The 16,185-nt window shown below is 71.9% G+C and carries 15 protein-coding genes; 10 read left to right on the top strand and 5 right to left on the bottom strand.

The features are described from left to right. Positions 1–14 precede the first annotated feature (14 nt). Entirely contained in the window at positions 15–278 is a 264-nt protein-coding gene (locus tag VO99_RS15545; RefSeq protein ID WP_046113781.1) for a hypothetical protein, read from the bottom strand. A gap of 154 nt (positions 279–432) precedes the next feature. Here VO99_RS15545 and VO99_RS15540 point away from each other — a divergent pair, with 154 nt between their 5' ends. After that, the gene (locus VO99_RS15540) at positions 433–2,445 is read left to right on the top strand and encodes a sensor domain-containing diguanylate cyclase (protein WP_046113780.1); all 2,013 of its coding nucleotides are present in this window, start codon (positions 433–435) and stop codon (positions 2,443–2,445) included. A gap of 60 nt (positions 2,446–2,505) precedes the next feature. Beyond that, the gene (locus VO99_RS29550; protein WP_083440631.1) at positions 2,506–3,660 is read left to right on the top strand and encodes a GGDEF domain-containing protein; all 1,155 of its coding nucleotides are present in this window, start codon (positions 2,506–2,508) and stop codon (positions 3,658–3,660) included. On the opposite strand, the gene VO99_RS15535 is transcribed toward VO99_RS29550, so the two are convergent. Then, positions 3,546–5,171, bottom strand: coding sequence for an ABC transporter permease (locus VO99_RS15535; protein ID WP_046113837.1), 1,626 nt, complete (start codon positions 5,169–5,171; stop codon positions 3,546–3,548). The genes VO99_RS29550 and VO99_RS15535 overlap by 115 nt on opposite strands. 79 nt (positions 5,172–5,250) lie before the next feature. On the opposite strand from VO99_RS15535, the gene VO99_RS15530 reads away from it, so the two are divergent. From VO99_RS15530 to VO99_RS15520, 3 genes are all read left to right on the top strand, one after another. Then, a complete protein-coding gene (locus tag VO99_RS15530) occupies positions 5,251–6,387 on the top strand; it encodes an ABC transporter ATP-binding protein (RefSeq protein ID WP_046113779.1) in 1,137 nt (378 codons plus the stop codon). Positions 6,388–6,459: 72 nt separating this feature from the next. Next, positions 6,460–7,896 (top strand): S41 family peptidase, encoded by a 1,437-nt coding sequence (locus tag VO99_RS15525; RefSeq protein WP_046113778.1) that lies wholly within the window; start codon positions 6,460–6,462, stop codon positions 7,894–7,896. 77 nt (positions 7,897–7,973) lie between these two features. Then, a complete protein-coding gene (locus VO99_RS15520; protein ID WP_046113777.1) occupies positions 7,974–8,732 on the top strand; it encodes a HesA/MoeB/ThiF family protein in 759 nt (252 codons plus the stop codon). A gap of 5 nt (positions 8,733–8,737) precedes the next feature. Here the strand turns inward: VO99_RS15520 and VO99_RS15515 are convergent, their stop codons facing one another. Further along, complete coding sequence (locus VO99_RS15515) at positions 8,738–9,751, bottom strand: Ldh family oxidoreductase (RefSeq protein ID WP_046113776.1); 1,014 nt, start codon at positions 9,749–9,751, stop codon at positions 8,738–8,740. A 103-nt stretch (positions 9,752–9,854) separates the two neighbouring features. Between VO99_RS15515 and VO99_RS15510 the strand changes: the two genes are divergently transcribed. From VO99_RS15510 to VO99_RS15490, 5 genes are all read left to right on the top strand, one after another. Further along, a complete protein-coding gene (locus tag VO99_RS15510) occupies positions 9,855–10,772 on the top strand; it encodes an LOG family protein (RefSeq protein WP_046113775.1) in 918 nt (305 codons plus the stop codon). Positions 10,773–10,809: 37 nt separating this feature from the next. Continuing rightward, a complete protein-coding gene (gene rocF / locus VO99_RS15505) occupies positions 10,810–11,724 on the top strand; it encodes an arginase (RefSeq protein WP_046113774.1) in 915 nt (304 codons plus the stop codon). Positions 11,725–11,749: 25 nt separating this feature from the next. Continuing rightward, positions 11,750–12,661: a LysR family transcriptional regulator gene (locus tag VO99_RS15500; protein ID WP_046113773.1), complete on the top strand. Its 912-nt coding sequence runs from the start codon at positions 11,750–11,752 to the stop codon at positions 12,659–12,661. A gap of 117 nt (positions 12,662–12,778) precedes the next feature. Then, positions 12,779–13,774: a Bug family tripartite tricarboxylate transporter substrate binding protein gene (locus VO99_RS15495; protein WP_046113836.1), complete on the top strand. Its 996-nt coding sequence runs from the start codon at positions 12,779–12,781 to the stop codon at positions 13,772–13,774. A 3-nt stretch (positions 13,775–13,777) separates the two neighbouring features. After that, positions 13,778–15,391 (top strand): gamma-glutamyltransferase family protein, encoded by a 1,614-nt coding sequence (locus tag VO99_RS15490; RefSeq protein ID WP_046113772.1) that lies wholly within the window; start codon positions 13,778–13,780, stop codon positions 15,389–15,391. A gap of 88 nt (positions 15,392–15,479) precedes the next feature. Here VO99_RS15490 and VO99_RS15485 read toward each other — a convergent pair whose 3' ends face one another. Beyond that, positions 15,480–15,773, bottom strand: coding sequence for a hypothetical protein (locus tag VO99_RS15485; RefSeq protein ID WP_198156958.1), 294 nt, complete (start codon positions 15,771–15,773; stop codon positions 15,480–15,482). Next, positions 15,770–16,141 carry a DUF4148 domain-containing protein gene (locus VO99_RS15480; RefSeq protein WP_046113770.1) on the bottom strand — a complete coding sequence of 124 codons (372 nt, stop codon included), beginning with the start codon at positions 16,139–16,141 and terminating at the stop codon, positions 15,770–15,772. The genes VO99_RS15485 and VO99_RS15480 overlap by 4 nt, the downstream gene beginning before the upstream one ends. Between the last annotated feature and the right edge of the window lie 44 nt (positions 16,142–16,185).

Below are 16,185 nucleotides of genomic sequence, written 5' to 3'. Positions count from 1 at the left end.
ACCCGCGGCGCGCATCAGGCGCCGCCGATGCCCACCGTCACCTTGCCGGTGCCCTGGCAGTTGGGGCAGCGGCCCTGCTCCGCCACCTGGCCGGTGCCGCCGCACTGCGGGCACACGTCCTCGCCGGTGCCCGGGGTGCCGGGGGGCGCTTCGTCGCCCGGGGCCATCTGGCGCTGCGCGGTGGAGGGGCTGCTGCCGGGCGCGGCGCCGGCCGGCTGGTCGCTGGCGCCGGGCTGCTGTGCATCGGTCTGGGCCTGCTGGCTGGGGTCGGTGGTCATGGCTCGCCTTTCATGGAGGTGCTGCCGGGGCGGCAAACCATGTGCCGCGCGACGCCCGTGCGGCGCGTGATCCAGTTCACGAAGTGCGCACTCGCGCCACCCCCCTGGCAGGCCGATGCCACTCAGGCCCCGCCCATTTGTCTGCGGGCCCGCCGTGCCCACCTTCCGTTCCCTGCTTTCCTACGCGTGCCGCCGCTTCGGCTCGGTCAAGTTCCGCCTGTCGCTCACCGGCGTGCTGCTGATCGCGCTCAGCGTGGCCACCACCGTGCACCTGGTGCTGCAGGAGGTGGGCAGCCGCACCGAGGAGGTGGCGCTGGACCTGTCGCTGGCGCAGACGCGCAAGCTGGCCAAGATGATCGGCTCGCGCCTGGTGGGCCTGCAGCTCACGCTGCGTGCGGCCGCCGGCACCCTGCCCGCCGACCGCATCGGCGAGCCTGCTGACATGCGGGAGTGGCTGGAGCACCAGTCGGTGATGGGCAGCATGCTGGACACGCTGATGGTGACCGACGCCCAGGGCCGCGTGCAGGCCTGGCGTGACAGCCGCGGCACCCGCACGCCGGAGCTGAACATCCGCGACCGCGACTACTTCCGCCAGACGCTGGAGCAGGGCCGGCCGGTGGTGTCGCAGCCGATGCAGGGCCGCATGTCGGACGAGCCCATCATGGTGGTGACGATGCCGGTGCGCGATGCGCAGGGCCGCGTGGTGGGGCTGCTGGGCGGCTCCATCCGGCTGTGGTCCAACGGCCTGATGCCCGACGTGACGGCGGCCGACCCGGACGACGCCGGCGTGCTGGTGATCACCGACACGCTGGGCCGCGTGCTGTCCCACGAGGACCGCCGCTGGCTGATGCGCGATGCCGCCGAGGACCCCGCGCTGGCGCCCGGCATGGCGCACTGGGTGCGTTCCGGCCGGCCGGTGGAACCGGCGGGCTTCAGCCTGCAGGCGGGCGGGCGCATCGTCTCGATGGCCGGCGTGCCCGACGCCGAATGGATGGTGGTGCGCAGCGCGCCGGCCGACCTGGTGCTGGGCGGGCAGCGCGCCGGCCAGCGCCGTGCGCTCGTCATCGGCAGCGCGGTGGCCCTGGGCGGCGGCCTGGTGCTGCTGCTGGTCACCCACTACCTGCTGGCGCCGCTGCGCCGGCTGCAGCAGCGCGCGCTGCGCATGCGCGACGGCGACCTGGCCGACGGCCAGGGCTGGCCGCGGGCGGTGGGCGAGATCGGCCAGCTCTCCCGCGTGCTGCGGCAGACGCTGCGCGAACGGTCCACCGCCGCGGCGGCCAACCGGGAGCTGCTGTCCAAGCTCACTGCGCTGATGGCGCATGCACCGCTGGGCATCGCCTTCTCGCAGGCGCGGCGGCTGGATGTGGTCAACGGCGCCTTCGAGCGGCTGCTGGGCTACGGCCCGGGCGAGTTGCAGGGCCGCAGCGCCACCGTGCTGTATCCGTCGGTGGCCGACGCGGAGGCGCTGAGCCTGCGCATCGTGACCAGCTTCCGCGCCGGCCTGCCCTTCGACGAGGAGGTGCTGATGGTGCGCCGCGACGGCAGCCAGTTCTGGGGCCGGCTGTTCGGCGCGCCGGTGCACTGGGGCGAGAACGACTCCAGCACCGTGTGGACGCTGGAGGACGTGAGCGTGGCCCGCGGCCAGCGCGAGGCGCTGTCCTGGGTGTCCACCCACGACGCGCTGACCGAACTGGTGAACCGGCGCGAGTTCGAGCGGCTGCTGGCCGAACGGCTGGCCCGGCCCGGGCCCGAGCCTTCGTGCGCGCTGTTCATCGACCTGGACCATTTCAAGACGGTGAACGATACCGCCGGCCATGCCGCCGGCGACCGCGTGCTCACCGACGTCGCCCAGCGGCTGCAGGAACAGGTGCGCACCACCGACACCGTGGCCCGCCTGGGCGGCGACGAATTCGCCGTGCTGCTGTCGGCCTGCAGCCGCGCAGATGCGCTGCGCATCGCCGAGAACATGCGCGCGGCCATCGAGGCTTACCGGCTGCGCTGGCAGGACCGCTGGCTGCAGGTGGGCGCCAGCATCGGCATCGTGAAGCTCACCGGCGACCTGCCCGACCTGAAGACGGTGATGGCCGCGGCCGACGCCGCCTGCTACGACGCCAAGCGCGCCGGCCGCAACCGGGTGGCGGTGCACGGCATGGACACGATCATGTGAACCGGGCAAACCCGCCTTTTTGATCGAAATGAAACCGCATGGCCCGCCACACTGGCGGCCATGCGGTCGCATCGTCTCCCCTCCGCCCCCGAGTTCACCGAAGCCCCGGGACGCCCCTTCGAGCTGGCCGCCCGTCGCCACCGCCGCCTCTCGCCCTGGGTGCTTGCGGCCTGCCTGCTGCTGGCCGCGGCCGGCATGGCCGAGCTGTGGCGATCCACCGGTGGCCTGCAGCGCCAGCGCGAGGCCGACGGCAGCCTGACGGCCTCGCTCACCACGCTGTCCGCCCACTGGCTGGCGATGGACCGCGCCGCGCCGCTGCGCGCCCTGCCCTGCGATGCACCGATGGAGCTGTGCCCGCCGCTGCGGCCGCCCGTGGCGGGCAGCGCCGCGACGGCCGCCCAGCTCGACCGCCTGCTGCACCGGCTGGCCGCGCAGCGCAGCGACCTGGCGCTGCAGCAGGCGCTGCTGGGCAGCCTGCTGCTGGCGGTGGCCGCCGGCGCCGTGCTGGGCTGGCACCGCCACGGCGTGCTGCTGGCCACCGGCCTGGCGGCCGAGGCCGCGGCCCGCGGGCTGCTGCTGCGCGACCCCCTGACGCAGTTGCTCAACCGCCGGGCGCTGGACTTCACGCTGCCCCGCATGCTGCGCGCCGCCGACCGTGCCGGCCGGCCCATCGCGGTGCTGGCGGTGGCGCTGGACGGCACCGACGCCGTGGCCGCCGAACACGGCCCGGAGGCGGGCGACGAGCTGCTGCGCGTGTGCGCGCACCGCATCCACGCCCATGTGCGCGAGATGGACGTGGTGGCCCACCTGCCCGGCGGCCCGGGCGAGCCCGGCCGCTTCGTGGTGGTGCTGGAGGCGCCGGAATCGGCCGCCGCCGCGCAGGCGGTGTGCGACCGCGTGCGCGAAGCGCTGGCCGAGCCGCTGCGGCTGGGCCGCGGCCGCGGGCCGGGCGCGCCGCGGGTGCAGGTGGGCCCGCGCATCGGCATGGCGGTGTATCCGCTGGATGCGCTCACCGCCGACAAGCTGCTGCAGCGCGCCAGCGAAGCGCTGCAGCCCCCTCACCGGTCCGACGCCGACGGGCTGGCCGAGGCGCTGGCGCGTCAGCGCCGGCGCAGGGCGTGCGAGAGCATCACCACCGGCACCAGGCCCACCAGCACGATGGCCAGCGAGGGCAGCGCCGCTTCGGCCAGCCTTTCGTCACGCGCGAAGTTGTAGGCCACCACGGCCAGGGTGTCGCTGTTGAAGGGCCGCAGCACCAGCGTGGCCGGCAGCTCCTTCATCACGTCCACGAACACCAGCAGCGCCGCCGCCAGCGCGGAACGCCGCAGCAGCGGCAGGTGCAGCTCGGCGAACAGCCGGCCGCGGCCGGCGCCCAGCATGCGCGCGCTGTCGTCGATGGAGACCGGCACGCGGGCATAACCCGCTTCCACCGACTGCAGCGCCACCGCCGAGAAGCGCACCAGGTACGCATAGATGAGGCCCAGCGCGGTGCCGGTGAACAGCGCGCCGATGCCCGAGCCCGGCCACTGCGCCTGCGCCCAGCTCACCGGCAGGAGGATGCCCACCGCCACCACCGCGCCGGGCATCGCATAGCCCAGTGACACCACCCGCGCGCCCAGGGCCAGGCCATCGCGCCGGCCACGCGCCGCACGGGCCGAATGCAGCCGCAGCACGAAGCCCAGCGCCAGCGCCAGCGCGGCCGCGCACAGCGCCGCGATCGTCGCCAGCTTGAAGCTGGTGAAGCTCCATTGTGCAAATCGCGCCAGGGGCAGGCCGAACTCCGAGGTGGTGGCCTCGCGCCACAGCAGCCCCACCAGCACCGCCACCGGCAGCACGAAGCCCAGCAGCACCGGCAGTGCGCACACCGCGATGGCCAGCGCGGCGCGGCGGCCCTGCAACTGCACCGGCCGCGCATCGGCGCCATGCACTGCGCCGCCGCGCGAGGCGGTAAAACGCAGTCGCTGCTGCGCCCGCCGTTCGAACCACAGCAGCAGCGCCACCAGCAGCAGCAGGATGGACGCCAGTTGCGCGGCGGCCACGCGGTCGAACATCACCAGCCAGGCCTTGTAGATGCCGGTGGACAGGGTGGTGAGGCCGAAGTACGAGCCGACGCCGAAGTCCGCCAGCACCTCCATCACCGCCAGCGCCACGCCGGCCGCGATGGCCGGGCGCGCCAGCGGGATGGCCACTTCCAGCACCCGCCGGCGCAGCCCCGCGCCCAGCAGCCGGGCCGCTTCCATCATGTGCACGCCGCGCTCGCCCAGCGCGGTGCGCACCAGCAGGTACACGTAGGGATACAGGCACAGCACGAACAGGATCACCGCGCCCCACAGGCTGCGCACGTCGGGCCACAGCGCGCCCTCGGCGCCCGTCAGCTCGCGCAGGAACATCTGCAGCGGGCCGCTGAACTGCAGGAAATCGGTGTACGCATAGGCCAGCACGTAGGCCGGCATGGCCAGCGGCAGCAGCAGCGCCCATTCGAAGAAGCGCCGGCCCGGAAACTCGAACAGGCAGATGGCCGCCGCGGTGGCCGCGCCCACCACCGCCACGCCGGCCGCTACGCTGGCCGCCAGCACCAGCGACTGGCCGGCGTAACCCGGCAGCACCGTCTGCGCCTGGTGCTTCAGGATGGCCAGCGCGGCGGGGTCGAACGAGAACCACGACCCCAGCACGCCCAGCACCGGCAAGGCCAGCAGCGCGCACAGCAGCGCGAGCGCACGACGCATCAGCACACCACCCTCTTCATTACCCGAGCGCGCTCGTTGCGAACGCTTGTCATTCTCATGAAGCCGATATCATAGGTGCATGTTTCTGCAACTCGACCAGATCAGCGTGCGCTATCCCGGCGCCGCTGCGCAGCGGCCGGCGGTGGACAGGGTGTCGCTGGGCCTGCGGCCGGGGCAGATCGGCGTGCTTATCGGGCCTTCCGGCTGCGGCAAGACCTCCGCGCTGCGGGCCGTGGCCGGGCTGGAGCCGCTGTCCGGCGGCCGCATCGTGATGGACCGTGACCTGCTGTCCACCGGCGACGGCACCCACGTGGCGCCGGAGCGGCGCCGCATCGGCATGGTGTTCCAGGACTATGCGCTGTTCCCGCACCTGAGCATCGCCAGGAACGTGGCCTTCGGCATCCGCGAGTTGCCGCGCGCCGAGCGCGACGCCCGCGTGGCGGAGATGCTGGAGCTGGTGGGCCTGTCCCACGTGGCCGACCGCGCGCCGCACCAGCTGTCGGGCGGGCAGCAGCAGCGCATCGCGCTGGCGCGGGCGCTGGCGCCGCATCCGCGGCTGCTGCTGCTGGACGAACCCTTCTCCAGCCTGGACGTGGACCTGCGCGGCCGGCTGGCCCAGGACGTGCGCGCCATCCTGCAGCGCACCCGCACCACCGCGCTGTTCGTCACGCACGACCAGATGGAAGCCTTCGCGCTGGGCGACGTGATCGGCGTGATGCAGGGCGGCCGGCTGGAGCAGTGGGACGACGCGTACACCCTCTATCACCGCCCGGCCACGCGCTTCGTCGCCGATTTCATCGGCCACGGCGTGTTCGTGCCCGGGCGCATCGTGCCGGCGCCGCGCGGGCCGTTCGTGCGCACGCCGCTGGGCGAGCTGACCGACATCGGCGGCTGCCCGCTGCCCGACGCCTATCCCGGCGGCGAATGCGACGTGCTGCTGCGGGCCGACGACATCGTGCACGACGACCATGCGCCCACCCGGGCCTGCATCGAGCGCAAGGCCTTCCGCGGCTCGGAATTCCTCTACACGCTGCGGCTGCCCACCGGCGAGCAGGTGCTGGCCCACGTGCCCAGCCACCACGACCATGCGGTGGGCGAGTGGATCGGCATCCGGGCGCAGGTGGACCACATCGTCACATTCGAACGCACACCCGGTGCGAACTCCGGCACGGTGCCTGTATCCAATGCCCGGAGTGAACAGGCAACTTTGCCCTAGTTCACGCAATCCCCCGAAAGTGCCAGCCGTATACTGGATTCGGGGCTTTTTTCTCGCTGCGGGGTGCCGTTCATGGGGTCGAAACTCAAAGTTGCCGGTCTGGTCGCCGTAGGCGCCGTCGCCGGGGCGTTGACCACAATGCAGTTGCAGGCGTTTGCCCGCAACACGCCGCTTCCGCTCGAAGAGCTGCAGCAGCTGGCTGCCGTCTTCGGCATGGTCAAGAGCGACTACGTCGAGCCGGTGGACGAGAAGAAGCTGATCGGCAATGCCATCTCGGGCATGGTCTCGGGGCTGGACCCGCACAGCCAGTATTTTGACAAGAAGACCTTCAAGGAATTCCGTGAAGGCACCAGCGGCAAGTTTGTCGGCGTCGGCATCGAGATCGGCATGGAAGACGGCCTGGTCAAGGTGGTGTCGCCCATCGAGGGCTCGCCCGCCTTCCGCGCGGGCCTGAAGGCCGGCGACCTGGTCACCAAGATCGACGACACCGCCGTCAAGGGCCTGACGATGGACCAGGCGGTCAAGAAGATGCGCGGCGAGCCCAGCACCAAGGTGGTGTTGACGGTGTTCCGCAAGGCCGAGGGCCGCACCTTCCCGGTCAGCATCACGCGCGAGGAAATTCGCGTGCAGAGCGTGCGCTCCAAGATGGTGGAGCCGGGCTACGCCTGGCTGCGCGTGAGCCAGTTCCAGGACCGCACGGTCGAGGACTTCGCCAAGAAGCTGGAAGACATCTACAAGCAGGATCCCAACCTCAAGGGCCTGGTGCTTGACCTGCGCAACGACCCCGGCGGCCTGCTGGAGGGCGCGGTGGCGGTGTCGGCCGCCTTCCTGCCCAACGACGCGGTGGTGGTGAGCACCAATGGCCAGCTGCCTGAGTCGAAGAGCACCTTCAAGGCCTCGCCCGACTTCTACATGCGCCGCGGCGGCACCGATCCGCTGCGCCGCCTGCCCGACGCGGTGAAGAAGGTGCCGCTGGTGGTGCTGGTCAACGAAGGCTCGGCCTCGGCCAGCGAGATCGTGGCCGGCGCGCTGCAGGACCACAAGCGCGCCACCGTGATGGGCGCGCAGACCTTCGGCAAGGGCTCGGTGCAGACGGTGCGCCCGCTCACTGCGGACACCGCGCTGAAGATCACCACCGCGCGCTACTACACGCCCAGCGGCAAGTCGATCCAGGCACGCGGCATCGTGCCCGACATCTGGCTGGACGAAACCGCCGAAGGCAACGTGTTCGCCGCGCTGCGCATGCGCGAGGCCGACCTCGACAAGCACCTCAGCGGCTCGGAAGAGAAGAAGGACGAAGCCCGCGAGAAGGCCCGCGAGGACGCCCGCAAGAAGCTGGAAGAGCAGCTGGCCAAGAGCAAGGAAGCGCCCAAGCCGCTGCCCGAGTTCGGTTCGGCCGAGGACTTCCCGCTGGAGCAGGCACTGAACCAGCTCAAGGGCAAGTCGGTGATCGTCAGCAAGAGCGTGGTCGAGCGCAAGGCCGAGGCGGCCGAGACCACCAACAACTGAGTTCGCGGCGCCGATTCGCTCGCCCAAAAGCCCGCCCCTTCGGCGGGCTTTTTGCTTCCCGCCGCTATGCTGCCCGCATGAACGACGACCAGCTGCTGCGGTACTCGCGGCACATCCTGCTAGACGACATCGGCATCGAAGGACAGCAGCGGCTGCTGGATGCGCATGCGCTGGTGATCGGTGCCGGCGGCCTGGGCTCGCCGGTGCTGCTGTACCTGGCCACCGCGGGCGTGGGCCGCATCACGGTGATGGACGACGACACCGTGGACCTCACCAACCTGCAGCGGCAGATCGTGCACGACCTGTCGCGCGTGGGCCGGCCGAAAGCCGAGTCCGCCGCCACGGCGGTGGGCCGCATCAACCCCGAGGTGCGCATGCAGCCGCTGGTGCAGCGCGCCGATGCCCGTCAGCTGGCCGAGCTGGTGGCGGCGGCCGACGTGGTGCTGGACTGCAGCGACAACTTCGCCACCCGCCAGGCGGTGAATGCGGCCTGCGTGCGGGCCGGCAAGCCGCTGGTGGCCGGCGCGGCCGTCGGCTTTGACGGCCAGCTGACGGTGGTCGATCCGCGGCGGCCCGAGGCGCCCTGTTATGCCTGCGTGTTCCCGGCCGATGCCCCGCCGGAAGAAGTGCGCTGCGCCACCATGGGCGTGTTCGCGCCGCTGGTGGGCATCATCGGCAGCATGCAGGCGGCCGAGGCGCTGAAGCTGCTGGCAGGCGTGGGCAGCAGCCTGGCCGGCCGGCTGCAGATGCTGGATGCGCGGCGCATGGAATGGAGCGAGATCCGCATCGGCCGCACCCCCGGCTGCCCGGTGTGCGGCAGCCGGCCACTTGTCTAGTCAGGTCAGCGGATGGCCTGCAGCGCGGCCAGCAGCGCATCCGGCACCTCGATGCCGCCCTGCTCGGCGGCGCGCCGCAGGTCCTCGCGCCGGCCACCGGGCAGGCGCACGCCCTCGTCGCGCAGCATCTCGGCCACCAGCACCTCCACCCGCTCCAGGTAGCTGCCGCTGCCGGCCAGCGCGCCGGGGTCGATCACGATGAAGGCCTGGCCGATGCGCGGCTTGTTGCCTTCGTCGACGAAGAAGGTGTCGGCCTCGAAGCTGAAGTGCGCGCCGATCACCGCGCTGCTCAGCAGCTCGATCATCAACGCCAGCATCGCGCCCTTGGGGCTGCTGGCCGCGCCCAGCGGCAGCATGGAGCCCTCCATGCCGCGCGCCGGGTCGGTGGTGGGTTGGCCGTCCACGTCCAGCGCCCAGCCCAGCGGGATGCTGCGGCCTTCCTTGGCCGCCATCATCAGCTTGCCGCGGGCCACCTCGCTGAGGCTCAGGTCGATCATCAGCGCATCGCCCGCGCCCGGGCGGCGCGGGAAGATGGCCGCGATCGGGTTGGTGCCGAACACCGGATGACGCCCGCCCGCCGCCGGCATGGCCGCGGGTGCATTGGCGAAGGCCAGGCCCACCATGCCGGCGGCGGCCACTGCGCGCAGGTGGTCCACCATCACGCCGCCATGGTGGCTGTTGATGACGCCGGCGCAGGCCACGCCATGCGCTGCGGCACGCTCCACGGCCTGCTGCACGGCCAGCGTGCAGGCCTCGAAGGCCAGGCCGTCGTGCGCATCCACCACCACCGCGGCGGGCCGCACGCTGTGCACCGTGGGGCGGGCGCCGCCTTCCACCCGGCCGGTGCGCAGGTGGCCGGCGTACTGCGGCACGCGCGACAGCCCGTGCGAAGCCAGCCCCTGCGCATCGGCCACCACCAGCGCCTGCGCGGTGGCCTCGGCCATCGCCGGGCTGGCACCGGCCCGCTGCAATGCATCGGCGCCCAGCTTCACCGCCTGCGCCATCGTCATCCTTGCCATCGAACCGCGTCCTGTACTGCCTGGAAGAAGGCGCGCAGCATAAGCCGGGAGCGCGCCTTGCCGCGGGCGTTAAGCTCCCGCATCGACTTTGAAGACGCCACGCATGGATACCAAGCGCCAGGACCTGACGGCCCGCAACTTTCCCAGCGCCGAAGAAGACGCGCAGATCGCCGAACCACCGCACCGATACACCGGCCCCGAAAGCGCCTACCGCCTGGCCTTCACCGACACCGACTTCCTGCTGCGCGAGGAACTGCGCCCGGTGCGCATGCAGCTGGAGCTGCTCAAGCCCGAGCTGATCCAGCAGGAACAGGGCATCGAATCGACCATCGTCATCTTCGGCAGCGCCCGCATCCTGCCTTCGGATGAAGCGCAGCGCCGGCTGGAGGCGGTGCGTGCGTCGCCGGATGCCGACGCGCCCACGCTCAAGCGCGCCGAGATGGCCGTGACGATGAGCCGCTACTACGACGAGGCCCGTCGCTTCGCGGAGATCATCACCCAGCGGGCGCGCCGCATGCACACGCCGATCTACGTGTCCACCGGCGGCGGCCCCGGCATCATGGAAGCCGGCAACCGCGGCGCCTTCGAGGTGGGCGGCCGCAGCCTGGGGCTGAACATCGTGCTGCCGCACGAGCAGGCGCCCAACCCCTACATCACGCCGGAGCTGTGCTTCCAGTTCCACTACTTCGGCCTGCGCAAGATGCACTTCCTGATGCGCAGCGTGGCCATCGTGGCCTTCCCCGGGGGCTTCGGCACGCTGGACGAGATGTTCGAGGCGCTCACCCTCATCCAGACCAAGAAGAGCCGCCGCCGCCCGGTGCTGCTGTTCGGCCGCGACTTCTGGACACGCCTGATCAACTTCGAGCTGCTGATCGAGACCGGCATGATCTCGCCCGAGGACGTGGAGCTGTTCCGCTTCGTCGAATCGGCCGAGGAGGCCTACGACATCCTGGCCGCCGAATACGGCCTGGACGCCGAGGACGACGGCAGCGGCAAGGGCCCGCACGTCCAGGACTTCTGAACCACCTGCCCCGCCACTACCGCTGGAGCCCGCGCACATGACCCACCTCGTCAGCCTCATCGGCGCACCCACCGACATCGGCGCCGGCGCCAAGGGCGCACGCATGGGCCCCGAAGCCCTGCGCGTGGCCGACTTCGCCGCTGCGCTGGAAAGCCATGGCCTGCAGGTGGAGGACCGCGGCAACCTGATCGGCCCATCCAACCCCTGGCTGCCGCCCGACGAAGGCTACCGACACCTGCACGAAGTGGCCGCCTGGAACCAGCTGGTGCACGACGCGGTGCTGGCCGAGCTGCGCATCGGCCGCATGCCCATCCTGATGGGCGGCGACCATTGCCTGGGCCTGGGCTCCATCAGCGCCGTGGCCCGGCATTGCCGCGAGGCGGGCAAGAAGCTGCGGGTGCTGTGGCTGGATGCACATGCCGACTTCAACACCAACGAGCTCACGCCCAGCGGCAACATCCACGGCATGCCGGTGGCCTGCCTGTGCGGCTATGGCCCGAAGGAGCTGATCGAGATCGGCGGCCAAGTGCCGGCGGTCAACCCCAAGTGGATCCGGCAGATCGGCATCCGCAGCGTGGACGCGGGCGAGAAGCGCTTCGTGCACCAGGTGGGCCTGGAAGTGTTCGACATGCGCTACATCGACGAGATGGGCATGCGCCACACGATGGAGCTGGCGCTGGCCACGCTGGACGACAACACCCACCTGCACGTGAGCTTCGACGTCGACTTCCTCGATGCCGACATCGCGCCCGGCGTGGGCACCACCGTGCCCGGCGGCCCCACCTACCGCGAGGCGCAGCTGTGCATGGAGATGATCGCCGACACCGGCCGGCTGGGCTCGCTGGACGTGATGGAGATCAACCCCGCGCTGGACGTGCGCAACCGCACCGCGCTGATCGCGGTGGACATGATCGAGAGCCTGTTCGGCAAGAGCACGCTGATGCGGCGCTGAAGCCGCACGCCGCCGTACCGGGACGATGCGCAGGCCGCTGCTGCAGGACACCGCGCTGCGCTACTTCCTGGAAGTGGTGCGCAGCGGTTCGGCCACGGTGGCCTCGGAGCGGCTGCATGTGGCGGCCTCCGCCGTCAGCCGCCAGATCGCGGCGCTGGAGCGCACGCTGGGCACCACGCTGTTCGAGCGCCATCCGCGCGGCATGGTGCCCACGCAGGCCGGCGAGATCCTGGCCGCCTACGCCCGCCGCGCCAGCCTGGAGGAAGACCGCGCGCTGGAGGAGATCCAGGCGCTGCAGGGCATGCGCATGGGGCTGGTGCGGGTGGTGGCCTCCGAGGCCTTCGCCAATGTCTTCCTGCCGCAGCTGATCGTGCGCTTCCGGCAGTCGCATCCGGGCATCGTGTTCGAGCTGGATGCGCAGCCGCCGGCGGTGGTGAGCGCGCTGGTGCGCGCCGGCGATGCCGACATCGGCCTGCGCTTCAGCCAGGCGCCCGAGCCCGACATCGAGGTGCAGTTCAGCCAGCCCGCGCCGGTGCTGGCATTGATGCATCCCGGCCATGCACTGGCCCCTGCCAGCGGCCTGGGACTGCGCCAGATGGGCGAGCATCCGCTGGCCCTGCCCGGCCCGCAGACCACGCTGCGGCAGATGATCGACGCCGCCTGCAGCCGCCAGCAGATGCGGCTGCAGCCCGCGCTGGTGAGCAACAACATGAGCACGCTGCATGCGTTCGCGATGGCGGGCGGCGGCCTGTCCGTCTCCGGCAGCGTGGCGGTGCGGCAGCTGCGCGCCGAAGGCCGCATCGCTGCCGTGCCGGTGACCGATGCCGGCCTGGACCTGCGGACCATCGAGGTGCAGACCCTGGCCGGCCGCACGCTGCCGCGGGCGGTGCAGGCCTTCCTGGACCTGCTGAAGCAGCACCTGCCCGAAGGCGGCTGAAGCCGCATCGCCGCCCCGCTTTGCGCTGGCGGCAAGCCTGCATTGCCCATTCCATGTTTGATCGGCTCGGCAACGCTTCCTAGCATCGAGGCACCTCGATTGCCCCAGCTCACCACCATGCCACTTGCCCGCCCCGCCCTCTTGCGCAGCCTGGCCGCTGCCTGCCTGGCCGCCTGCGCCCTGGCCGCCCAGCTGCCGGCACATGCCCAGGCCTGGCCGGCCAAGCCGGTGCGGCTGGTGGTGCCCTTCCCGGCCGGCGGCGCCACCGACACCGTGGCCCGCGTGGTGGCACAGCAGGTCTCGTCCGAGGTGGGCCAGCAGTTCATCGTCGAGAACAAGGCCGGTGCCGGCGGCACGCTGGGCGCTTCGGAAGGCATGCGCGCCGCGCCCGATGGCTACACGCTGGTGTTCACCACCAGCAGCACCCACGCCATCTCGCCGCACCTGATGGCCAGGCCGCCGTACGACCCGGTGAAGGACTTCACCCCCATCGCCCATGTGGCCGACGCCGCCAGCGTGCTGCTGGTGCCGCCCACGATGCCGGTGAAGACGGTGGCCGAGCTCATCGCCCATGCCAAGGCCCACCCCGGCGAGCTGAACTACGCCAGCAGCGGCAACGGCACCATCGTGCACCTGACGACCGAGGCCTTCCGCTCGCAGGCCGGGCTGCAGATGCAGCATGTGCCGTACAAGGGCACCGGCCCGGCGCTGACCGACCTGGCCGCGGGCAATGTGCAGGTGCTGTTCGACTCCATCCCCACCGGCCTGCCGCATGTGCGCAGCGGCCGGCTGAAGGCGCTGGCCGTCACCGGCGAGAAGCGCTCGCCGCTGATGCCCGAGCTGCCCACCGTGGCCGAAGCCGGCCTGCCCGGCTTCTCGTCGGTCACCTGGTTCGGGCTGTATGGCCCGGCCAAGCTGTCGCCGGAGCTGGTGCGGCAGATCAACGCCGCCTTCAACAAGGCCATGCGCGCGCCCGAGGTGGGCGCCAAGCTGGCCCAGCTGGGCGCCGAGCCCGCCGCTGCCGGCTCGCCCGACGCCTTCGCCGCCATGGTGGCCAAGGACAGCCAGCGCTGGGGTCAGCTCATCCGCGACCGGAAAATAACGATCGATTAGGCCATGAACACCACTCATCTAGACAAGTCGCTCGACTGGGCGCAGCCCTATGCCTCCGCCCGCTCCGCGGTGCTGGGGCGCAACGTGGTCAGCACCTCGCATCCGCTGGCGGCACAGGCCGGCCTGCGCATGTTGCTGGCCGGCGGCAATGCGGTGGACGCGGCGGTGGCGGCGGCGATGACGCTGACGGTGGTGGAGCCCACCGGCTGCGGCATCGGCAGCGATGCCTTCGCCATCCTGTGGGACGGGCGCGAGCTGCACGGCCTGAATGCCTCCGGCCGCTCGCCCGCCGCCTGGACGGCCGACCGCTATGCCGCCCACGCCACCATGCCCGATGCCGGCTGGGACGCGGTGACGGTGCCCGGTGCCGTCTCGGCCTGGGTGGAGCTGTCGCGGCGCTTCGGCAAGCTGCCGCTGGCGCAGGTGGCCGCACCGGCCATCGGCTATGCGCGCGAGGGCTTTCCCGTCTCGCCCATCATCGCCAGGCTGTGGGCCATGGGTGGCCAGCGGCTGGGCCGCCAGCCCGGCTTTGCCGAGTGCTTCCTGCCTGGCGGCCGCGCGCCGGTGGCCGGCGAGATCTTCCGCAGCGAAGGCCACGCCAGCACGCTGGAAGCCATCGCCGACACGCAGGGCGAGGCCTTCTACCGCGGCCCGCTGGCCGCCAGGATCGCCGCCTTCGCCAAGGCCCACGGCGGCGTGATGACCGAGGCCGACCTGGCTGAACACCGGGCCGACTGGTGCGGCACGCTGTCGCAGCCCTTCGGCGATTCGGTGGTGCACGAGATCCCGCCCAACGGCCAGGGCATCGCGGCGCTGATGGCGCTGGGCATGCTGCAGGCGCTGGGCGTGGGGGATGCGCCGCTGGACCATGTGGACACGGTACACCTGCAGATCGAGGCGATGAAGCTGGCCCTGGCCGACCTGCACCGCCACAACGCCGACATCGACCACATGCAGGTCACGCCGCAGTCGCTGCTCGACCCGGCCTACCTGGCCGAGCGCGCCAGGCTGGTGGACCGGCAGCGCGCCGCCGATCCCGGCCACGGCACGCCGAAGAAGGGCGGCACGGTGTACCTGAGCTGCGCCGACGCCAGCGGCATGATGGTCTCGTTCATCCAGAGCAACTACATGGGCTTCGGCTCGGGCGTGGTGGTGCCGGGCACCGGCATCAGCCTGCAGAACCGCGGCCACGGCTTCGTGCTGGAAGCCGGGCATGCCAACCAGGTGGGCCCGCGCAAGCGGCCTTCGCACACCATCGTGCCGGCGTTCGCGATGCATGCCGACGGCAGCCCGCAGATGAGCTTCGGCGTGATGGGCGGACCGATGCAGAGCCAGGGCCACGTGCAGATGGCGCTGCGGGTGCTGCACTACGGCCAGAACCCGCAGGCCGCCGCCGACGCGCCGCGCTGGCGCGTCACCGGCGGCCGTGGCGTGGCGCTGGAGCCCGGCTTCAGTCCCGAGGTGGTGGCCGAGTTGCAGCGCCGCGGCCACGAGGTGACGATCGAGACCGGCAGCGGCGTGTTCGCCTTCGGCGGCGCGCAACTGGTGCTGAAGCATGGCGACGTCTACGTGGCCGGCTCCGACCCGCGCAAGGACGGCCAGGCCGTGGCGTTCTAGGCGTCTGCAGTCGCCTGCCAGGTCGACCTCGCGCAGCCCCGGGCCATCCTCGGCACCCGCTCGAAGCGCCGCAGCCTGGACTGCGGTCTCATCGCCCGGCCAGCGCCACCGCATCGGCGGCACTCGCCGCGGCGATGCGCCGCAGGCAGGCATGCCGGGCCTCGGGGGCTGAAGGCCGCTCGCAGTGCTCGGCGGCGCTGGCCATCGGGCTGCCCGGGGCGAACCAGGGCGTGCGGCCGTCGTCGTCGAACAGCATCAGCGCCGCGGCCAGCGCCGCCGTGCCGGCCGCCATGCCGGCCACCAGCAGGCAGCGGCGCTCCAGCGGGCTCAGGAAGTGGAAGTCGTGGTTCATCGCGTACTGCCCCTGCGCCGTGGCGCTCAACGTGGCGCGGCGGCCAGGCCGGTGGCCGGGCGCGGCATGGCACCGCCCTGGCGGGCGAGGTAGAAGGAGCCGCTGTCCTCGGTGCTCAGCGCACCCAGTTCGCCGCTGCGCCGGGCTTCCAGCACCTGGCGGCGCACCTCGGCGCGGCTGAGTGCCGCCGGCGCCGGGCGCGCCTGCAGCCAGGCGGAGCCGCTGTCCTCGCCGGTGAGGGCACGGGTCTCGCCGCTGGCCTCGGCCGCGCGCATCTCGGCCTGCACCTGGGCACGGGTGGGGCCGGCATCGGCGGCCGCCTGCTGGGCCAGGGCGGACGCGGTGCACAGCAGGCCGGCCAGCACGGCCGGAACGATGGAACGCAGGACTTGCTTCATAGGGACCTCGATGGGCGCTCGCCGCGATGTGCCGGCCATCGAGC

Source organism: Aquincola tertiaricarbonis, from assembly GCF_000969605.1.
Lineage (GTDB): Bacteria > Pseudomonadota > Gammaproteobacteria > Burkholderiales > Burkholderiaceae_C > Aquincola > Aquincola tertiaricarbonis.
Note: the sequence above shows the minus strand (reverse complement) of the source record. Positions and strands in the feature narration are given on the sequence as shown.